Here is a 19,952-nt window from a genome sequence, read left to right as displayed (position 1 = left end):
CAAGGACTCGTCCCGGCCAACAGGGACAATTTCGAGGATTGCGAAATACTCCAAGAAAACATGTACCTGATAAAGCCACGTTGCGCGCCCTGATTTAAGAATTGTCTGATCCCTGCTTGGCATGCCCCCCCATTACAGTTGGCGGATGAGATTAAAAAGCTACCTGCATCAGATCAATCCCCTTTTTTCCAGTCCAGAAGCAGCCCGTCGGCTGCTTCGTCTTGTCGCGTTGATTTTTTTAATCGGCCTGCTGGGCGCGGTCTACAACTTCTTGCGCTCAAGCATCAATAACGAGCTGTCACACCGGCGCAGTTACATGAGCAGCGCCATCACCGAAGCCCAAACCTTCTTCACCAGTCGCGAGGCTCTGCTGGAAAGCTTGAGCCTGTCGGCCGTGCACAAATCCAAACCGCTCGATGGCGACACCATCGTCAGCAATTCCGCCGAAGAAATCCATTTGCATCTGGGTGATCCGAACGCAAATCAATGGGGTATCTGGCTGACCCAGCGCATGCGTGATTACCTGAAAAACAAGCAGTTGAACCTGCTTTATATAAACGGAGGGGAACACCCTCATCTACAGCGTCTCTTTAGTACCCAGGCCAACGCTGCGGACCTTCCGGACAGACTCCTGTCCAAGTTGGCTAACGTAAAGCTCGACGAGGTGCCGATGGGCAACGAGCTGTGGCTGATGGACCACTCCTCCACCATCCCCAAGCTGTATATTTTCACCCGTCTCGACGAACGCTTTGTCAACTCCGGCTGGCTTGGCCTGGAAATGGACGGCAAGAGTGTCTCCGCAGCCCTCAGTGACCAGAGCGCCGGGGACTTCATGATGTTCAACTCCCAGGGTGGGTTGATCTTCAGCAGCGCTCCCAGCGCCCAGTTGAGCGAGGACGTCCAGCAGGTCCAGGGCGGCAATTTCTTTGGTTTTCTCGGCGGTCGCTGGTGGCCCGATCACCTGGTGATCAGCAAGCAGCTGGGCTCGTCGGATTGGCAGCTGGTGTATTCGTTTGAGCTGAAAAACCTGCTCAAAAGTCTGTGGCCGCCACTCCTCGCGGCCTTGCTCATCAGCCTGTTCGGCATGGCGTTGATCGGTTTTCTGACCCATTGGATCGAAGTGCGCCTGATCGCTCCGGCGCTGCACCGGATCCAGGCTCTGATCGAAAGCGAAGCATTCAGCCGTGACGTGATTCAGATTGCCCCGGTGGCCCTTTGCGTACTGCGCCGCAGCGATGGCCGTGTGGTGCTGGAAAACACCCTGTCCCAACAATGGCTGGGCAATGGCACTGAACGCGAGCAATTGTGTGCCGGGTGGATCGAGCAAGCGTTCGACCCTAACCGTCCCAACAGCTCGGACTACTTTGAAACCGCTGATGGACGTCACCTCTACCTCAGCTCCGCGCCCACCCGCTACAGCGGCGAGGACGTGTTGTTCTGCGCTTTCAGCGACATCAGTGCGCGCAAGCAGATCGAAGCGGCCCTGGAAGAGGCCAAACGCCTGGCCGATACCGCCAACGAAGCCAAGACCCTGTTCCTGGCCACCATGAGCCACGAAATCCGCACCCCTCTGTACGGCGTGCTGGGCACCTTGGAGCTGCTCTCGCGCACTCAACTGGACAACCAGCAAAGGGATTACCTGCGGGCAATCGAAGGCTCATCCGGCACCCTACTGCAACTGATCTGCGACGTGCTTGATGTGTCGAAGATCGAAGCCGGGCAACTGGCCCTGGAGCTCAGCGAGTTCTCCTCTCTGGATCTGGTGCACGAAATCATTCAGGCCTACGCCGCGGCGGCCCAGGCCAAGGGCCTGCAGTTCTATGCCTGCGTCGATCCGCAGTTGCCTGAGATCCTTCTGGGGGATGTCACGCGGATTCGGCAGATCCTCAGTAACTTGCTGAACAACGCCGTCAAGTTCACCGACTCAGGGCGCATCGTCCTGCGGGTCAAGGTAGACAGTCGGGACGGTGAGCGCAGCAACATCCTCTGGCAGGTCTCCGACACCGGCCGCGGCATCGCCCAGGATGATCAGGCGCTGATCTTCGAGCCCTTCTATCAGACCGAGGGCAACACCAACGTCATCGCCGGGACCGGCCTGGGCCTGCCTATCTGCCAGCGCCTGACGCAATTGATGAATGGCAACATTCGCATGGTCAGCGAGCTTGGGCTGGGCAGCAGCTTTACCCTGACGCTGCCGCTTGAAGCGTCCTCCACGGTGTTCAACACCCCGGCCATCAGCCCCTTGCTGCCAGAAATGATCTATGTGGTGTCGCCTGTGCGCGAGCTGGCCGAATCCGTGGCCGGTTGGTTGCGCCGCTGGGGGGCTCGCGCCCAATTCAGCCTGCCTACGGTGGCCGATCGCAGTCGAGGCAATGTGCTGATCGAGTTGCACCCGGGCGCAGTGGAGCAACGCCTGGAGCCCGACTGGCAAGGCCCGTTGGTGGTGGCCAGCGGTGATGGCCACAACGAACCGCGCATTCGTGGCGGCAGTTGGCAGGTCAATACCAACAATCTGCGAGCGATTCACCAGGCCGTCAGCCAAGCGCAAGGCGTCTGGGTCGTGCACAGCGAAGAGCACCCTGACTGCCGCGAACTGAAAAAGCTCAACCTGCACGTGCTGGTGGCCGAGGACAACGTGATCAATCAATTGATCCTCAAGGATCAGTTGGAGGAACTGGGCTGCAGTGTGGAACTGGCTTCAAACGGAGAGGAAGCCCTTGCCATCTGGAGGACCGGTCACTTCGACGTGGTGTTGACCGATGTGAATATGCCGAAGCTCAACGGCTATGAACTGGCCAAGGAGCTTCGACGTCAGGGCTGTTCGATCCCGATCATCGGGGCGACGGCCAATGCAATGCGCGGAGAAGAAGAGCTCTGTCTTGCAGCCGGGATGAACCACTGCCTGGTGAAACCCTTTGCATTAAGAGCGTTGTTCAACTACCTGGCGCCCTATGAAAGAGCTCCCCATGAAGTCCTGTAGCATTTTGATTGTCGAAGATCAGCCGTTTCAGTACATGTACCTTCAGCACCTGTTCAACGAGTTGGGCCCCTATCAACTGGAGGTTGCAAGCAACGGCACAGAGGCTCTAGAGCGTCTCAAGCAACGGCATTTCGACCTGGTGCTGACAGACCTATTGATGCCCGGCATGGATGGCGTGCAGTTCATCCAGGGCCTGGCGGCCCAGCGTGCGCGGCCGGCCTTGGCGATCATGAGTGCTTCGTCACGCCGCATGTTGATGGGCGCAAGCCTGGTGGCGCGCAACCTGGGCTTGCGGGTGATCGGGTTGATTTCCAAACCGGTAAACCTGGCTGCACTGCGTAACCTCACCGCGCAATTACCCGACCTGGCCGCCACTGCCCCGCCGCCTGCGATCGGCGTCGAGTGCAGCCGGGAAACCCTCGAACAAGCCCTACGCGAAGAGCAGATTCAAGCCTGGTTTCAACCCAAGAAGGCCCTCAACAACGGACGGATCGTCGCCGCCGAGGCGTTGGTGCGCTGGATGCACCCGGAGCACGGCATGCTGCTTCCTTGCGACTTTCTTCCGGAGCTCACCGAGGCCGGCCTTGAGGAACAACTGTTGTGGCTGATTCTCGAGCAGGCTCTGGCTGCCCAGGTGAGCTGGCGCGACGACGGCTACGACATTCCGGTTTCCATCAATCTACCCACCCACCTGCTCAACAGCTCCGATCTGGCCGATCGCCTGCATGACTTCGTGATCGAGCGCCAAGGCATACCGGGCAAGATCTGCTTTGAACTCATGGAATGCTCCACTCCCGAACACATCAGCAACTTCTACGCTGGAGCCTGCCGCCTGCGCATCAAAGGCTTCGGCCTGTCCCAGGACGATTTCGGCAAGGGCTACAGCTCCTATATGAACCTGGTGTCGACCCCCTTTACCGAGCTGAAGATCGATCGGGCCCTGGTCCAGGGTTGCCATAACAATGAAGAAATGGCCCAGGCGCTGACCAGCATCATTGCGCTGGGTCGTCAGTTGGGCCTGACCGTGGTGGCCGAAGGTGTGGAAAGCGCACAAGAGCTGGCCCTGCTGAGGAAAATCGACTGCACCCAAGTGCAGGGTTTCCTGATTTCCCACGCCGTTTCCTCGCAGCAGTTTCAGCAATTGCTGACCCAAGACGGACCGGCGACTGTGTACTAAGCGATAAACTCATGGCTCCCCCACGCAACATTAACTGATCGCTGACGGGCTTTGTTTTAGAGGTAGGAATCTCGGCAGTAATGCCTTTGCATGTGTTTGGGAAATCAGTGATGAAAGACAGCAACACCTTCCTGGAGAATCTGAGTCGAAGTTCTATCCGGCTGAAAAAAGGACTGCTGATGGTGTTGAGCCTGGCGCTGCTGTTGTTCGCAACGCTCTATTGGACCACCCAACGCCTGATCGACGAGCAGCAGCGCAGCGTCAGGTCGCATTTCGCCCAGTTGATGGAAAACATCCAGGAGCAGGAGCTGTTCTTGCGGCGCGTAGCGGCCCGAAGTTCGATCGACGCCCTACTAGTCAGTGAGACGCGCCAGCCTGATGAAGGCGAGCCGTATCACTATTTGCCGCCCTTGAGACCGAACGCCGATCAGCAGCCATTGACCGCCGACGAAATGCCCAAGGTATTTAGCTTGGGCACTCATCTATCAACGTTTTACAACAACTTCTGGTCCACCTCGCACCATCTGGCGCCACGCACTTTTGTGCTCAACGCGTTCGGTGGTTTCGATATCAGCGCGCCCGCGGCGCGCCCTGGGCGCGGCGAGACCTGGAGCAACGATGCCCTGGTGAAACAGGTGTTGAAGCGTCTGGCGTCGACGCGCAATGCCCTGCCCGACAGCCATGTATATTGGGAGCAGTACACACTCCCCGACTCGCACGCGCTGCCTTCCAAACTACTGGCCTACATCAACCTGCCGCCGGCAACCAACCCGCAACAGACTCGCGGGACGGACAACTGGATGGTCGCGGCCTCATTGCTGGACCTGGACGAGGTCAACCACATCGAACACCTGATGGACTGGTCGATCTATGACGACTTCACCTTGATCGAACCATTAGGCCGCGTTCTTAGCGGCTCCCAGGACCCGAGCCGGGTTGTGCACGAAGGCCTGAATTTCAGCTCGAAGGGCATGATCTTCAAGGTCACAAGTGACAGTCCAGGCCTTTGGACCGGGCTCTATACCATTAGCTACAAAAGCTACCTCGACTATGCTCTGTGGGCCTTGCTGAGCCTGCTGGGTCTAGCGCTGAGCGCAGTGGCCTGCGGTTGGGCCGCCAGCCGCTGGTACCGCAAGAAGGTCGTGGAGCCGGCACAAAGGGCCTACCAAAGCCTCGCCGAGAGCGAGGCCTTCAGTCGAGCGCTCATCGACGCCGCGCCTAGTGGCATGTGCATATTGCGTCGCGAGAACTTGCAGCTCCTGCTGGAGAACCATCAGGCCCGGCAATGGCAATGCGGCGCCGGGTTACTGCCCTTGCTCGAGCAGACCCCGAACTTGATCGACAGCCGCAACAGCTGCCTGGAGATCGATGGGCGTCACCTGCAAGTGACGTTCGTCCCGACCCGCTACCAGGGTCAGGAGGTTGTGCTGTGCGCCTTTAACGACATCACCCAACATGTCGAAGAAGATCAGGTACTGGAGCAGGCTCAGCGCTCGGCGAACGCGGCGAGCGAAGCCAAGACGCTGTTTCTGGCCACCATGAGTCACGAGATTCGCACGCCCCTGTACGGCCTGCTCGGCACCCTTGAACTGCTCGGCCTGACGCCCCTGGATCCACGCCAGAAAGACTACCTGCACACCCTTCAGCGCTCCTCCAGCACCTTGTTCCAACTGATCAGTGATGTGCTTGATGTGTCCAAGATCGAGTCCGGACAAATGACCATCGAGTCGGTGAAGTTTTGTCCCCTGGACATGGTCGAAGAGGCCTTGCGCGCCTATGCCGCTCTTGCCGAGCGTCGCGGGTTGTTGTTGTACGCCTGCATTGATCCAAACCTGCCAGACCTGATGCTGGGCGACGCCATGCGCATCCGGCAGATTCTCAACAACCTGCTGAGCAATGCGATCAAGTTCACCGACAGCGGCCGCGTGGTGTTGCGGGTCCGGGTGCCGGAGCTCAGTGCCCAGCAGGCCAGTATCGAATGGCAAGTCACCGATACCGGGATCGGTATCTCTGCCCTGCAACAACCTCAACTGTTCGACCCCTTCTATCAGGTCCGCGAGGCTTCGACCGAAGCCGGAGCCGGACTTGGACTGGCGATCTGCCAACGTCTGTGCGACATGATGAACGGCCAGATGCAAGTGATCAGCGAGCCAGGACTGGGCAGCAGTTTCTCCTTTCGCCTGACCTTGCAGCGCCAGCACGGTTCGCTGTCCGGCCTCCACCCGGTGCCTGACGGACCACCGGTCTATGTGCGAGCGCCCGTGCCAGAACTGACGAAAAGCACCTGCGACTGGCTCAATCGCCTGGGGGTCCAAGCGTACCCAGTACCCGCAAGAGGCGATGACGCGCCGCAAAACACGGTGCTGATCGACATGCTGGCGCGAGACAACCCGCAACCCTGGCCCGGTCCCCGCGTCAGCGCTGGCAACCACGGGCGCAACCAGAACCATGATCAGCCAACGCAATGGGCAGTCGACGCTCACAATATCCGCGCCATTGCCCAGGCAGCGGTACTGGCTCGTCAAGGGCAACCTTTGCAGGAAGCCCCCCGGGACTGCGGCACCTTGCACCCACTGAACCTGCAGACCCTGGTGGCGGAGGACAACCCTATCAACCAGGCAATCATCAAGGAGCAGTTGGAAGCGCTGGGTTGCGAGGTGACCCTGGCAGCTAATGGCGAACAAGCCCTGGAACAGTGGCAACCAAACCAGTTCGACATCGCCGTAACCGACGTCAACATGCCAATCATGAATGGCTACGACTTGGCCAGGGAACTGCGCCGACGTGATCCGCAATTGCCCATCATCGGCGTTACCGCCAACGCTTTACGCGAGGAAGGCAACCGCTGCCTAGAGGCCGGAATGAGCGCCTGGATCGTCAAGCCCATGACGCTGCAAACCCTGCGTGGGCAGCTCTCGCAGCTTTGCGAAACGCCCCCCGACAGTCCAGCGCCCGCCCAGCCGAAGCGGGTCGCGGAACGTCCCGCCGCGACCCAGGTCCAGCCCGTGGCCCCTGCCCTCGCAGACGAGCGCATCCAGGTTTCGGATAAGATGCGAGCGCTGTTTGTCAGCACCATGCGCGAGGATTTACAACGCCTCGAAGCGGCACTGTCTGCCGGCGCGGGCAAGACTGCCGCCGAACGCATGCATAGCATTGCCGGAGCCATGGGCGCGGTACAGGCCAGCACGCTGGCCAAGGCCTGTGCCGAAATGGAGTGTCAACTGCTGGAGAACACCTTGGTGCCAGCACTGGAGAGTGAAGTCAGGCAACTGATGCAGCGCTTGTCCGAACTTCTGTTGCCACTTGAATAATGGCCGGCAGGGTTTAATGTACCGACAGTCTCAAGTTTATTTACTAATTAGCGTATTGCACGGGTGTGTTTGCCATGGAAAAACTGAAAGTAGTCATTGCTGACGATCACCCTATTGTGCTGCTCGGCGTTCGCGAGTTAATGGAGCGCGATGAACGCTTCGAAATCGTCGGTGAAGCCGTATGTTCCAAAGGCCTGATCAAACTGTTGGAAACCCAGCCGGTGGATATCGTTATTACCGACTACAACATGCCCGGCGACTCACCTTACGGCGACGGCCTGAAGCTGGTGGAATACCTCAAGCGCAACTTTGCGCACTTGCAGATCCTGATCCTGACAATGATTTCCAATCAATTGATCCTGACCCGCCTGCATGAGTTGGGAGTGGTCGGCGTGATCCAGAAAAGCCAATTGCACGAAGAAATCCAGACCGCCCTCAAGGCCATTGCCCAGAAAGGCACCTACCGCAGCCTGGAACCGGCCTCCAACTCGGTGCTGGAATCGAATGTCGCCATTGATGAGCGTATTTCCACCTTGTCGCCCAAGGAGTTCGAAATCCTTCGCTTGTTCGTGTCAGGCAAAAGCGTCAGCGACATCGCCCGCAGCCAGAACCGCAGCTCGAAAACCATCAGCGCGCAGAAGATTTCCGCCATGCGCAAACTCGAGGTGCAAAGCGATCAGGACCTGCTGACTTACTGCATCGGTCGCAACATCTTCAACTGACCCTCTAACGGAAACGCTCAAGAATGGATACTGCGTCATCACCCGACAGCGCTAATCAATTGGAGCTTGATCGCCTGCAAGGGGCCTGGGAGCAAACCTGCCTGGAAGACAGCGGCGTGCTCAATCCGCCCGATGAACACAGCGCTCCGGGGGCGCTGACGCTGATTGAAGGCAATCAGTTTCGCGTGGTGACGGTCACCGGCGAGTTGCTACTGGGCGGGCGCTTCACCCTCGACAGCAGCACCACGCCCAAGTCCATCACCTGGATCGACGCCATCGGCCTGGACGCGGGTAAACGGTTACCCGCCAGCTACCAACTGACTGACGATGATTTCGTGTTCATCGCCGCCGACCAGGGCCAGCCCAGACCCACCCAGTTCCGTACCGGCCCTGGGCAGACCCTGCGCCGCTTTGTCCGCGTCCGCCCGCATCCATAGAACCTGCCATGGACGCTCAGACAGATGCGCCGTCCATGGCAATGTCCCACCACCCGGGTAGTAACTGCCGGACCCTGGATTCGGCGAAACGATCGTCGATCAACATCAACACACCGCGATCGGTCTGCCCGCGAATCACCCTGCCTGCGGCCTGAACCACTTTTTGCAACCCTGGATACAGGTAGGTGTAGTCGTAGCCCGAACCGAACAGCGCAGCCATGCGCTGCTTCATCTGCTCGTTCAAGGGGTTGAGCTGCGGCAGGCCGAGGGTGGCGACAAAGGCGCCGATGAGCTTCGACCCGGGCAAGTCGATCCCTTCACCAAATGCCCCCCCGAGCACGGCAAAGCCGATGCCCTGCCCATCGGCGCGAAACTGTTCGAGAAAGGCCTGTCGCGATGCCTCATCCATGCCCCGGGACTGTAGCCACACAGCGATGTGTGGATGCTCACGGGCCAGCAATTGGGCGACCTGCTGCAGGTAATCAAAACTGCTGAAGAACGCCAGGTAATTACCCGGTCGCGCCTCGAACTGACGGGCCATCAACTCGACAATCGGCGCCACTGAGGCTTGACGGTGCACGTAGCGGGTGGAGATCCGGCTGACGATGTGCACCTGCAGTTGAGCGGCGGCGAATGGCGATTCCACCTCCAGCCACACGGTGGTCTCCGGCAAGCCCAACAGATCGTTGTAGTAACGCCGGGGATTGAGGGTCGCGGAAAACAACACCGCGCTGCGGGCTGCCGTTAGCCGCGGACGAATCAGCGCTGCCGGCACCACATTGCGCAGGCTCAGGCACGACAGGCTGCGCTTGGCGCTCAACGAGCGCTTGCTGATATCGAAGATGAACTGCTGCGCATCAAACAGCTCCGCCACCCGGGCGAACTGCAGCAGCTCGAAGTACAGGCTCTGCAAGCCACTGTCCAGACCTTGAGGCTGTTCGTTGAAGTAATCCCCCAGCGCGCCAATACACAAGGCCAAAGCCTTGAGCAGCGCTGAAGGTAGCTGTTCATAAGCCTGGTACGGTGCCAGTTGCTCCTTGTGTAAGGCATTCCATTGGCGATTCAAACGCTGCAAGGGACTTTTCAGTGCCGGGGGAGCATGACTGCGCGCGCTGGCCAGCTGCTGTTGATCGAGGCTCGCGCTGTACATGCCGCGCCCGCGCGCCACCAGGTTGTGGGCCTCGTCCACCAGCACCGCCACCTGCCATTGATTGGCCTGGGCCAAGCTAAACAGCAAGGCACTGAAATCAAAATAGTAGTTGTAGTCGGCGACCAGCAGATCGCTCCAGCGCGCCATTTCCTGGCTCAGGTAATAAGGGCAGACCTGATGCTCCAGGGCCACTTGACGCAACGCCTGGCGGTCGAGCATCGGCACCTGACTGGCCGCTTGACGCGCGGCGGGCAGGCGCTGGTAAAAGCCCTTGGCCAGCGGACACGACTCACCGTGGCAGGCCTTGTCGAGGTGTTCACACGCTTTGTCCCGGGCCACCAGTTCCAACACCCGTAACGGCTGTTGGGCGTGGCTGGCAAACAACACCCGGGCCGCCTCCAGGGCCAGTTGCCGTCCCGGGGTCTTGGCGGTGAGATACAGCAGTTTATCCAACTGTTGCGGGGCCATGGCCTTGAGCATCGGAAAGATCGTGCCCAGGGTCTTTCCGATTCCGGTGGGCGCCTGGGCCAACAGACAACGCCCGGTGCTGACCGCCTTGTACACCGACTCGGCCAGATGACGTTGCCCCCGACGAAACTCACCGTGCGGAAAACGCAAATCCCGCGTGGCCTGATCCCGCGCGGTTCGGTGGTGCATTTCCTGCTGCGCCCAGCGCAGAAACAACGCGCACTGCTGATTGAAAAAGTCTTGCAATGCCTCGGCACTGTGCTCTTGCACCAACGCCGTTTCCTGTTCGCTGAGGATATCGAAATACACCAGCGACACTCTCAGGCTCGAGAGTTGCAAATGCTGGCACAGCAACCAGCCGTAGACTTTGGCTTGCGCCCAGTGCAACTGCCGGTGGTTATCGGGCATGCGCGCCAGGTCGCCACGGTAGGTCTTGATCTCCTCCAGCAGGTTTTGCCCCGAGTCGTAACCGTCCGCCCTGCCCTTGACCAGCAATTGCTGGTATCGCCCCTCCAGGGCCACCTCGCTCTGGTAACCCGGATTGCGCCGGGCCGCCACGGTGCGGTGCCCGACGATGCCCTCCAGGGCGGTGGGCGATGGGGTGAACCGCAGGTCCAGGTCGCCGCTTTTGGCACTGAACTCGCACAAGGCGCGCACGGCGATGCGATAGCTCACGTCGCGGGGTCCTGCCATTGCACGTAACACACGACCACCGGCATCCGATGTTGCTGGCAGAAATCCAGCCAGCGCAGTTGGTTGTCCTGCAAGCGGTCCCCCGGCCCCTTGACCTCGATCATCCGGTAGGTTTTTTCCTTGGGCCAGAACTGGATCAGATCAGGCATGCCGGCACGGTTGGCCTTGATATCCAGCAACAGCCGCTGGAACCAATGCTTGAGGTGCTCGGTCGGCAAACAGTCAAGGGCCTGCTCCAGTAACGCCTCGCTCAAGGCGGCCCAGAACACGAAGGGCGACTGCAGGCCCCACTTGTCGACAAAACGCTGGCGGATGCTGTCCCGGTAGCGACCATCGTCCAATTCCTCCAGGCAGGCCTGGAACAGATCGCTGCGCCGCTCATGAAAATCCTCGCTCAACAAGTCCACCGGGCCGCGCTGAAACGGGTGAAAGAACGCTCCGGGCAACGGGGCGAAGATCGCCGGCCAGCACAGCAGCCCGAACAACGAGTTGATCAGGCTGTTCTCGACGTAGTGCACCGGCGCCTGGGGCAGGTGCAGATGCGCCTGGACATGCAGCTCCACCCCCAGTCCATCGACGTCACGGGGCAGGCACAGATCCAACCGTGGCATCTCGCGGCTGGCGGCCCGAGGTATCGGCGGTCCACCCAGTTTGCGACGCAAACGGGGCATCACCCGCACGAGCTGCTGGGCCTCGGCGGCGCTCTGGGGCGCCAGCGCCGCCCGTTCCGCCACTGCCAGGGCCGCCTGGTATTCAGCACTGAGCTCCAGCACCCGGATCAAACGCAAGCGGGCGCCGGGGTACAGGCACTGTTCGTAGATCTGCCTGGCCAGCAGCCAGTCCTTCAGGCGTTCACAGTGCTGGCCGAGCTGGAACAGCAGCTTGCCTCGGCGTTTTTCCAGCCACGGGTTGGCGGTGCTGAATGCGGCAATGCGCGCCAGCACAGCGGGCACGTCCTGGCCCGCCTCGAACGCCTCCTGGCAAGCATGCAGATAGAAGAAACCGTCAACATCGTCGCGACAACGCAAGCCACGGGCGTCAGCGCTGATCTCGACCTTTTCGTAGCTGTAGATCCCCAGGTCGGCCAGCACGAACTCCGACCAGTCCTGGTAGAGGTTGCCAAAAAACATCAGGCGCAAACGATCGCACAAGGGCATGACCGTCAAGCTCAAGAGCCTGTCCGGCAACTCCGGGCACCATCGACCGAAGGCTTGCGGCTCTGGATATTGCGCCTGCAGTGACGTCAGCCACTGGCTTTTCTTGGCCTTGGCCTGGAGCCCTTGGGCCTTGAAACCCTGAAGAATCTCGGCTTTGTGCAACAGACCGAACACCTCATCCACAGCCAGTGGCGCCTGCTCTTGCACCCAGCCCAATTCGAGCAATGGCATCGCCGCTTGGCCACTGTCGCCGATCTCCGGGTAACTGAGCTTGCTGAGGCGAAAATGCCGGCCCTTACGCATCACCATGCGTACCAGCAACGCCTGGGAAGGCTGGGCCAGGCGAGCGAAATCGACAATGAAGCGCTGCTCGTCGGGGCTCAGCACATCGGCATAACGCTGCTCCAGCCAGTTCAAGACTTGCTGAAAGTTATGCAGGTAATAGAAGGGGTTTTCGAGGGGGTTGGAAGTCACGGAATGAAGACGCCACGGCTGGACTGCTACTGGTTATGCGTACAGATAACAGCCGGCACCCTGATCTGGCAAACACTATTGGATAAATGGCGGGGGGCGGATTTTTCCATGGCCCGTCGAACTTTCGTCGTCTTCACTACACCAACGAGCCATGACTAAAGTGTCCGGCCAACGCGGATACCCCCATCGCTTAGAGGTCTTTATGAACATGAAAACCCTGGGATTGCTCCTGGCTACTGTCAGCGCCCTGAGCCTGTCCGGCTGCGCCTCGCCCACCGTGGTAACCCTGCAGAACGGCACCCAATACCTGACCCGGGACCAGCCCAAGACCAAGACCGCCGATGGCTTCTACGAGTTTCAGGACATCTCCGGCAAGACCATCCGGGTCAAGGCGGACGAGGTGGCCACGGTCCGCCAGGAAGAGTGATTCAGCCGCGCAGCTCAAGGCGACCAGGGAAAGGGCCCCTGCCCCGGACTGCAGATCAGGCTCTGGGCCTTGCCGCGCTTTGACAACGCATCACGCATCTGCTGGCAACGCTCGCGCTCTCGAGCTTGGGCGTTATCGATACTGATGTTGCCGGTGCTCACCGGGGCCTGGCCGTCGCCCAGGCGCAGGTTCACCACGGGCTGCTCCGCTTGCAGCTTGAAGCGGCTTGGCGTCGCTTGCTCTTTTATTGGCGGCGCCGGCTGAGCGGCCGGCAGTTGCTCCGGACTCACCCCGTAACGTTTCAAAATCGAGCTCTGCGGCAACTCCTCGGCGGCGGCCACCAACGCCCATAGAGCCAGCACCAAACCGCTTGCGTAGCACTTACCGTTACTCACCGTGAAAACTCTCCTGCCATTGCCTTTAATCGATGGAACCCAATCCCGATGGGACGTCGCCTACCTGAAGTAACGCACTAACGGGCCTGGACTTTACCGGCATTGGAGTCGCTACTTGACCGATAGGTCACACTCATCACGTTGACAGTAACGCGAGGCCTCGACCGCGCCCCGCGTCGCGAGCGCATCAAGCCAAGGTGATCGCCGAACCGTTGAGGTGCTCAAGGCTGACCCCCACCAGGGTCACGGAGTCTTGACCAAAGGTGAGTACGGTGTCATTGCCCTGGCTGCTGGCATGAGCGCGGTAGTCCTGATCCGGCAGAACATCGGCCACGCCCATGAACACCAGTTTGTCGCCGCTCTGGTAGCCAAGGATGCGGTCCTGGCCAAAGTGCCCCTCGAACAGGAAAGTATTGTGACCGCCCACCGACTCCAGCAGGTCATTGCCCGCGCCGCCGACAAACACATCGTTGCCCTTGCCACCCATCAGGTGGTCGTTGCCTTCCAGGCCGAACAGCCAGTCTCCTCCGGCATGGGCCTTGAGCAGGTTGTCGCCAGCATCGCCCGTTACCGAGGAGGCGTACTGAGTCAACTGGTTGCCCGCTTTAAGCCCCTGGTCGGTGACTTGGTGCAAGACATCATCTTGGAACAGGCCCCAGAGTAACCCCGGCTCCTTGCTCTTAATCGCGCCGATGTCACGGGTGATGCTGATCGCGCCATCGGCATCGCGCACATAAAGGCTGGCGGCGCCATCGCTGGCGAAGCTGTAGTCCTTCAGCGAATGCTGCAACTCCAGGGTGTTGGCGCCCTTGCCGCCGAGGATGATGTTGTAGCCACCCTCATCACGGAAGGTGTCGTTGCCGTCGCGGCCTTCCAGGTAGTCGTGGCCGCGTCCACCCTGGATCAGGTCGTTGCCGTCGCTGCCGATGATGAAGGTGCTGCCCTTGTGGGTTTCGGCGTTGCGGTTCAAGTCCTGGACCCAGGTGCTGCCTCGCGCCGGGTCCGACAGGTTGGCGACGATGATGGTCGAGTCCCGGTTGGTGAAGTCGTAGAACTTCGACTCCAGCACCCGGGTCAGGCCATCGCCATAGCCGGTAGGAAGGTGAGAAATCCAGGTGGGGATGTTGAGGATCGAAAACGGCAGCACGTTCCACAGGGCCGAGGCGTAATGGTCATTGAAGTTGACGATGTTGTTGGTCGCCCAATCCTGTTGGGCATCGTGAACCCCGAGGGACGACAGGTTGAAACTGGAGCCGTCCAGGGCACGGAACACCGGATCGTTTTCATAACCGATGTTCAGCACCTTGTCGCTGGCGCTCTGGGTCGGCGAGGCGTAGGCGATGTACTTGGAATCCTGGTAGAACCCGGACCAGCGTTCGCCACTCAGGTCCGCCAGGCTGTTAACCCCCAGCCCACCGAGGCTGTGGCCGCTGACCAGGATGTCCTTGCCGGACAGTCCGTTGGCCTGGGCGAAGGCGGCGACCTGCTCCAGCAGCGTGCCAAAGGCCTCGCCAGCGTAGTTCTTGGCATAGTCCTTGGGCCCCAGCGCCGCCAGCAGGTCATTGATCACATCGCCAATGGAGTCGCTGATCAACGACTCACGTGGCCCGCTGGTGCCGCGAAAGGCAATGCCAATGGCGTTCAATTGGCCCTGGGCATCGTACTTGCCGAGGATCTCCACCTGGGCCGTGTCATAGCCGGCCTTCTCACCGAAGAACGTGCCCCGGGCATCGACCTTGCCGCCATAACCCAGTTGCTGAGCGCTGATCGTCGACCAACCGGCCTGATGCAGAGCATCCTGGGCGGCCTGCTCCGAATCCGGGTTCCAGGGAATGCCGGGAATCACCCCCTGGGAATCGCCACTGCCGATCAGCGCGGTGACCAAGGTCGCCGGCAGCCCGAGCGCAAAACCGTTGTGCTGGTAACCCACGGCAAAGCCGTTATCGAGGTTGTGGTAGGAGTACAGAGTGATGGCCAAGGCATCGGCGAACAGCGCCTTGGAATCGCTTGTGGTGAAGTGTTTGTAGTCGAAGACACCCATGGTATTGCCTCTCTTTTGTTGGAATTGTCAGAGAAAGCTAATGCCACCGGAGCCCATGTCAGGGGCTCCGATGTTTCAAATACAAGGTGGGGCGAACGCCCTCAAGCAAACACCAGGCTTGAGCCGGACAGGGTGTCCATGCCAACCCCGACCAGGGTCACGGAGTAGTCGCCGACGTTGAGCAGCGTATCGTTGCCGCTCTGTGACAGGTGCTGGCTGTAGTCGTATTGCGCGTCGATGCCCGCCACGCCCATGAACACCAGCTTGTCCGTGTTCTGATAGCCATGAATCAGGTCGAAACCGAAATGCCCGCTGAACAGAAAGGTGTTGGCCCCGCCACCGCTGGAGTACATGACGTCGTTACCGGCGCCGCCGACGAAGGTCACGTTGGCCTTGTCGCTGCTCAGCAAGTCATCGCCGCCGTGTCCGAACAGCCAGTCGCCGTCGACGCTGGCCACCAACGCATTGCCATAGGCATCGCCATTGAGTGAGTGGTTGTAGGCCGTCAACTGGTTGCCGCTGAGCAAGCCACTATCCGTGACGCTGTGGCTCACGTCCTTGCCGAACAGTTGCCACCAGCTCCCAGTCTCATGACTGACCAGGGCCCCCACGTCGCGGGTCATGCTGATGCCGCCGTAGGCGTCGCGGACATACAAAGTGCCGTCGCCATCGTTGGCGATGGAGAAGTTCGTCAACGGCTGTTGCAGTTCCAGGACGTTATGCCCCTGGCCACCATGGATGATGTTGTAGCCGCCGTCATCGCGAAAACGATCATCGCCGGCACCGCCATCCAGGTAGTCATTGCCCTTGCCGCCGTGCAGCAGGTCATTGCTCTGGGTGCCAATGATGAACGTACTGCCGGTGTGTTTCTCGGCGTAGAGATTGAGGTCCTTGACCCAGACCTGATCGCGCTTGCCTTCCGACAAGTTGGCGATCACCACCGTCGAATCGCGGCTGGTCAGGTCATAGAAGTCCGAGTCGAGCAGGCGGTTGAGGCCGGCGGCGTAGCCCACCGCACTGTGGGCCGACCACGACAAGGGATTGAGGATGCTTTGCGGCACCACCTTGCCCAGCAGCGACGAATAGTGATCGGTGAAACTGACGATGTTGTTGGTCGCCGAATCCTGAGCCCTGTCATGGGTGCCCAGGGATGAAGCGTTGAAGTGGGTGCCATCCAGCACGCGGAACACTGGATCGTTTTCATAGCCGATGTTCAACACCTGGGGGTTGCTGGCGCTCTGGGTCGGCGAGGCGAAGGCCACGTAGTTGGCATCCTTGAAGAAGCCGCTCCAATGATCGCCGCTCATGGCCGCCAGGCTGTTGACCGCCAGCCCGCCCAGACTGTGCCCGGTCACCAGCACATCCTCGCCACTCAAGCCTTGAGCCGCAGCGAACGCAGCGACCTTGCCCAGCAGATTGTCAAAGGCCAAGCGGCTGTAGTTGTCGGCAAACCCCGGAACAAAGGCGGCCTGCAGGTCATTGAACGCGTCCGCCAGGCTGTCAGTGCCGCGAAAGCTGATGCCGATGGACAGCAACTGCCCGGCGGCATCGTACTTACCCAGAATCTCGACCTGGGCATCGCTGACCGAAGTCTGCTCCCCGGAGATGGTGCCTTGGGCGCTGATGTTGCCCTGGTAACCCAGTTGCGTCGCGCTAATCGGACGCCATGAGGTGCCCGGCAACGCCTCGCCCGTCGGCGACCCGGCATACAGGGCCAGGGTGATGGCATCGCTGTACTGGGCTTTGCCAGTACCGCCAAGGGCATTTTTATAGTCAAAGATGCTCATGCTGTTTCTCCTAGTTATTGCAGTGCCATCAAGCGCTTTTTCAGCAAAGCCTAAGGCACTGCCCTCTGACCAAAGGCCTCATCGACCTTGGCCAGATCCTCTTCTCGCAATGTGCCCGCGTAGAAATGCAACTGGGTCCAGGCCATCAGGTAGTCATAACGGGCCTGAGCCAAGTCTCGTCGGGTGGTATAGAGCTGTTGTTGCGCGTTAAGTGCATCCAGATTGACCCGTTCGCCACCGAGAATGCTTTGCTGGGTGGAAACCACAAGGGCCTCGGCCGACTTCAGGGCTTTCTGATAAGCCCTTAACTTGCTGGCTCCCGATAAGCAGGCACTAAATTGACGACGCAGCTCAATCAGCGTTTCCTGAGTTTTACCCTCCAACTCGTACTCAGCCTGCTCCATCGACCGGCTGGCCTGACGGGTGGAGGCCGAAACGCCGCCGCCTGCGTACAGCGGCATGCTGACTTCAATGCCAATGGTGTTGGTGTCGTAGCGCTGGTTGTAGGTGTTGCCGCTTTCCGACTCGTTCTGACGCAAGGTCGCGTAGGCGCTGAGTTTAGGCAGGTGCCCGGCGCGATTGCGTTCCACCTCAAAGCGCGCCACTTCTACTCGCTGGCGCTGGGAGGCCAGCACCGGGTTGTTACTCAAGGCCATTTCATGCCAGGTGTCGTAGTTGGCAGGCGTCAGGGAGAACGACTGGAAGTCCTCCTGCAAAGGGTCCAGGTCACGCACATCGATATCTGGCACGCCAATCAAGGCGCCCAGCTCGCGCAGGGCGGCATCCTGCTCATCCCGGGCCTCGATTTCTTCGGCGGTGGCCAGCTCGTAGCGTGACTCGGCTTCAAGGATGTCGGTGCGGGTGCCCTCGCCCTGCTGGAACAAGTGCTGGTTCTGCTGAAACTGCTGCTCAAAGGCTTTTTTCTTGGCCAGGGCAATGTCGATCTGGTCCTGGGCGAACAGCGCCTTGGTGTAGTAACTCAGCACTCGCACCAGCAACTCCTGGCTCTTGCCGCGAAAGTTTTCATCGGCAAACAGCGCCTGCGCCACGCCTTTGCGGTAGTTGGCGTAGGCCTCATAGTCGATCAACGGCTGCTGCAGGGTCAGGGACGAGCCGTAGCTGTCGTAGTTGCGTTTGTCGGTCACCGTGCCGCGCACGGTGTCCAGATAGGTGACCTTGGAGTTGTTGTGTCCCTTGTTGTAGCTGTAGCCGAGCTTGGGCAACAGCCCGGCACGGCCGATGGCGCGGTTCTCAACACCGGCGTCACGCTCCTTGATGGCACCGAGGAACACCGGATCGTTGCGCAGGGCCTGTTCGTAGATCTGGAACGGCCCCATGGCCTGGGCCCCCTGACACACCAGCATAGACACGGCGGCGACGAGGATGGAAAGCTGACGCATACGACGCAACATCCTTATTCTTCGGTCAGTGCAGAGCCGGCCCGATCGAGCAGCGGCTTGAACAGGTAATTGAGCAGTGAACGCTCGCCGGTACGCACGAACATTTCTGCCGGCATCCCGGGCTTGATCACCAAGCCATTGAGCTTTTCCATGGCGTGGTCGCTGACGCTGCTGCGCAGCACGTAGTAAGGCATGCCGGTTTTCTCGTCGACCATCTGGTCAGCCGAGATAAGACTGACCTCGCCAGGCACTCGTGGGGTGCGGCTCTGGTTGAAGGCGGTGAAGAGAATGTCCACCGGCAAGTGGGTCCCCACCTTGTCCACCAGGTTCACCGGCAAGCGCCCTTCCACTTCCAGATGAGTGCCCTGGGGCACGATCTCCAGCAGGGTTTCGCCCTGGCGTACCACCGCGCCTTCGGTGTGCACCCCGAGATTGACCGCGATCCCGTCGGCGGTAGCGATGATCTGGCTGTGCTGCAAGTCGAAACCCGCCGAGGTCAGTTGCTGCTCCAGGGTCTGAGTCTTGAGCTGGGCCTCGGCCAACTGGCTGCGCACTTCTTTCTGGTACTCCTCGCTGTGCTGTTGCAGCTTGAGCCGAGATTCGATGATGCCCTGTTCAATCCGCCCGCTTTCACCGGTGTTCTGTGCCAGTTCCTGCTGCACCTGGGACAATTGGCGCTGGTATTCCAGCAAGCGGTTTCGCGGGATATAGCCGTTGTCCGCCAAGGGCTGCAGATTACTCAACTGCTGGCGCAGGGACTGGGCCTGATTACCCAGGTCGCTGCGCGCCCGGCGCATGCCCGCCAGTTGCGCAGTGGCACCTTCAATATTGGCGCGAATGCCCGCCTGCTCGCGAGAGAACGCCTCGCGCCGGCTGCTGAACAGCTGCCGCTGGCCTTCCAGCACCAAAGCCAGGCGCGGGTCATCGCTATTGCTCAGTTGAGCCGGAAAGTCCACCTGCTTGAGGTTGTCGCGCTCACTGCGCCAGCGCGCCAGACTGGCCATGGCCATGCGGTACTGGGCCTGCAGGGCCTGCACATCCGCCGCGACCTGGGTGGGGTCGAGGCGGAACAGCGGCTGGCCCTGCTGCACGCGTTCACCCTCGCGCACCAGAATCCGGCTGACCACCCCGCTGCTCATCGATTGCACCGCCTTGCGCTTGCCGGACACCACTACCGTGCCCTGCACCGGAATACCTTGATCCAGGGGTGCCAACGCCGCCCAAGCAAAGAAACTACCCGCGCCCACCAACGCCAGAATCCAGCCCATGCGGGCAAAAAAAACGGCGTCACGCTCAACCCGCTCCGGCGCGTAATCCTCTTCGATCATCATGT

The 19,952-nt window shown here is 60.3% G+C and carries 13 protein-coding genes; 6 read left to right on the top strand and 7 right to left on the bottom strand.

Going from position 1 to position 19,952, the window contains the following annotated elements:
* Nucleotides 1-145: 145 nt before the first annotated feature.
* The 5 genes from PLD_RS04275 to PLD_RS04255 all read left to right on the top strand — a co-directional run bounded on the left by PLD_RS04275 (nt 146) and on the right by PLD_RS04255 (nt 8,627).
* Complete coding sequence (locus tag PLD_RS04275) at nt 146-2,980, top strand: ATP-binding protein (RefSeq protein WP_159890141.1); 2,835 nt, start codon at nt 146-148, stop codon at nt 2,978-2,980.
* Nucleotides 2,967-4,157 carry an EAL domain-containing protein gene (locus PLD_RS04270; RefSeq protein ID WP_159890138.1) on the top strand — a complete coding sequence of 397 codons (1,191 nt, stop codon included), beginning with the start codon at nt 2,967-2,969 and terminating at the stop codon, nt 4,155-4,157. The genes PLD_RS04275 and PLD_RS04270 overlap by 14 nt, the downstream gene beginning before the upstream one ends.
* 110 nt (nt 4,158-4,267) lie before the next feature.
* Nucleotides 4,268-7,468, top strand: a complete 3,201-nt coding sequence (locus tag PLD_RS04265; protein WP_159890136.1) for a hybrid sensor histidine kinase/response regulator — start codon at nt 4,268-4,270, stop codon at nt 7,466-7,468.
* 74 nt (nt 7,469-7,542) lie between these two features.
* On the top strand, nt 7,543-8,190 hold the full coding sequence (locus PLD_RS04260) for a response regulator (RefSeq protein WP_159890134.1): 648 nt from the start codon (nt 7,543-7,545) through the stop codon (nt 8,188-8,190).
* A 23-nt stretch (nt 8,191-8,213) separates the two neighbouring features.
* The gene (locus PLD_RS04255; RefSeq protein WP_159890132.1) at nt 8,214-8,627 is read left to right on the top strand and encodes a TIGR03067 domain-containing protein; all 414 of its coding nucleotides are present in this window, start codon (nt 8,214-8,216) and stop codon (nt 8,625-8,627) included.
* Nucleotides 8,628-8,643: 16 nt separating this feature from the next.
* Here PLD_RS04255 and PLD_RS04250 read toward each other — a convergent pair whose 3' ends face one another.
* Entirely contained in the window at nt 8,644-10,920 is a 2,277-nt protein-coding gene (locus PLD_RS04250; RefSeq protein ID WP_159890130.1) for an ATP-dependent DNA helicase, read from the bottom strand.
* Nucleotides 10,917-12,569, bottom strand: coding sequence for a VRR-NUC domain-containing protein (locus PLD_RS04245; RefSeq protein ID WP_159890128.1), 1,653 nt, complete (start codon nt 12,567-12,569; stop codon nt 10,917-10,919). Before PLD_RS04245 ends, PLD_RS04250 begins: the two co-directional genes overlap by 4 nt.
* 202 nt (nt 12,570-12,771) lie before the next feature.
* Here PLD_RS04245 and PLD_RS04240 point away from each other — a divergent pair, with 202 nt between their 5' ends.
* Nucleotides 12,772-12,996: a YgdI/YgdR family lipoprotein gene (locus PLD_RS04240; protein WP_159890126.1), complete on the top strand. Its 225-nt coding sequence runs from the start codon at nt 12,772-12,774 to the stop codon at nt 12,994-12,996.
* A 14-nt stretch (nt 12,997-13,010) separates the two neighbouring features.
* Here PLD_RS04240 and PLD_RS04235 read toward each other — a convergent pair whose 3' ends face one another.
* From PLD_RS04235 to PLD_RS04215, 5 genes are all read right to left on the bottom strand, one after another.
* The gene (locus PLD_RS04235) at nt 13,011-13,391 is read right to left on the bottom strand and encodes a hypothetical protein (protein WP_159890124.1); all 381 of its coding nucleotides are present in this window, start codon (nt 13,389-13,391) and stop codon (nt 13,011-13,013) included.
* Between the two features lie 187 nt (nt 13,392-13,578).
* Nucleotides 13,579-15,432: a polyurethanase gene (locus tag PLD_RS04230; RefSeq protein WP_159890122.1), complete on the bottom strand. Its 1,854-nt coding sequence runs from the start codon at nt 15,430-15,432 to the stop codon at nt 13,579-13,581.
* Nucleotides 15,433-15,533: 101 nt separating this feature from the next.
* Complete coding sequence (locus PLD_RS04225; RefSeq protein ID WP_159890120.1) at nt 15,534-17,219, bottom strand: polyurethanase; 1,686 nt, start codon at nt 17,217-17,219, stop codon at nt 15,534-15,536.
* 50 nt (nt 17,220-17,269) lie between these two features.
* On the bottom strand, nt 17,270-18,631 hold the full coding sequence (locus PLD_RS04220) for a TolC family outer membrane protein (RefSeq protein WP_159890118.1): 1,362 nt from the start codon (nt 18,629-18,631) through the stop codon (nt 17,270-17,272).
* Nucleotides 18,632-18,633: 2 nt separating this feature from the next.
* The gene (locus tag PLD_RS04215; RefSeq protein ID WP_371928929.1) at nt 18,634-19,950 is read right to left on the bottom strand and encodes an HlyD family type I secretion periplasmic adaptor subunit; all 1,317 of its coding nucleotides are present in this window, start codon (nt 19,948-19,950) and stop codon (nt 18,634-18,636) included.
* Between the last annotated feature and the right edge of the window lie 2 nt (nt 19,951-19,952).

The sequence above is a fragment of the Pseudomonas sp. LD120 genome (assembly GCF_009861525.1).
In the GTDB taxonomy this organism is placed as follows: Bacteria; Pseudomonadota; Gammaproteobacteria; order Pseudomonadales; family Pseudomonadaceae; genus Aquipseudomonas.
Note: the sequence above shows the minus strand (reverse complement) of the source record. Positions and strands in the feature narration are given on the sequence as shown.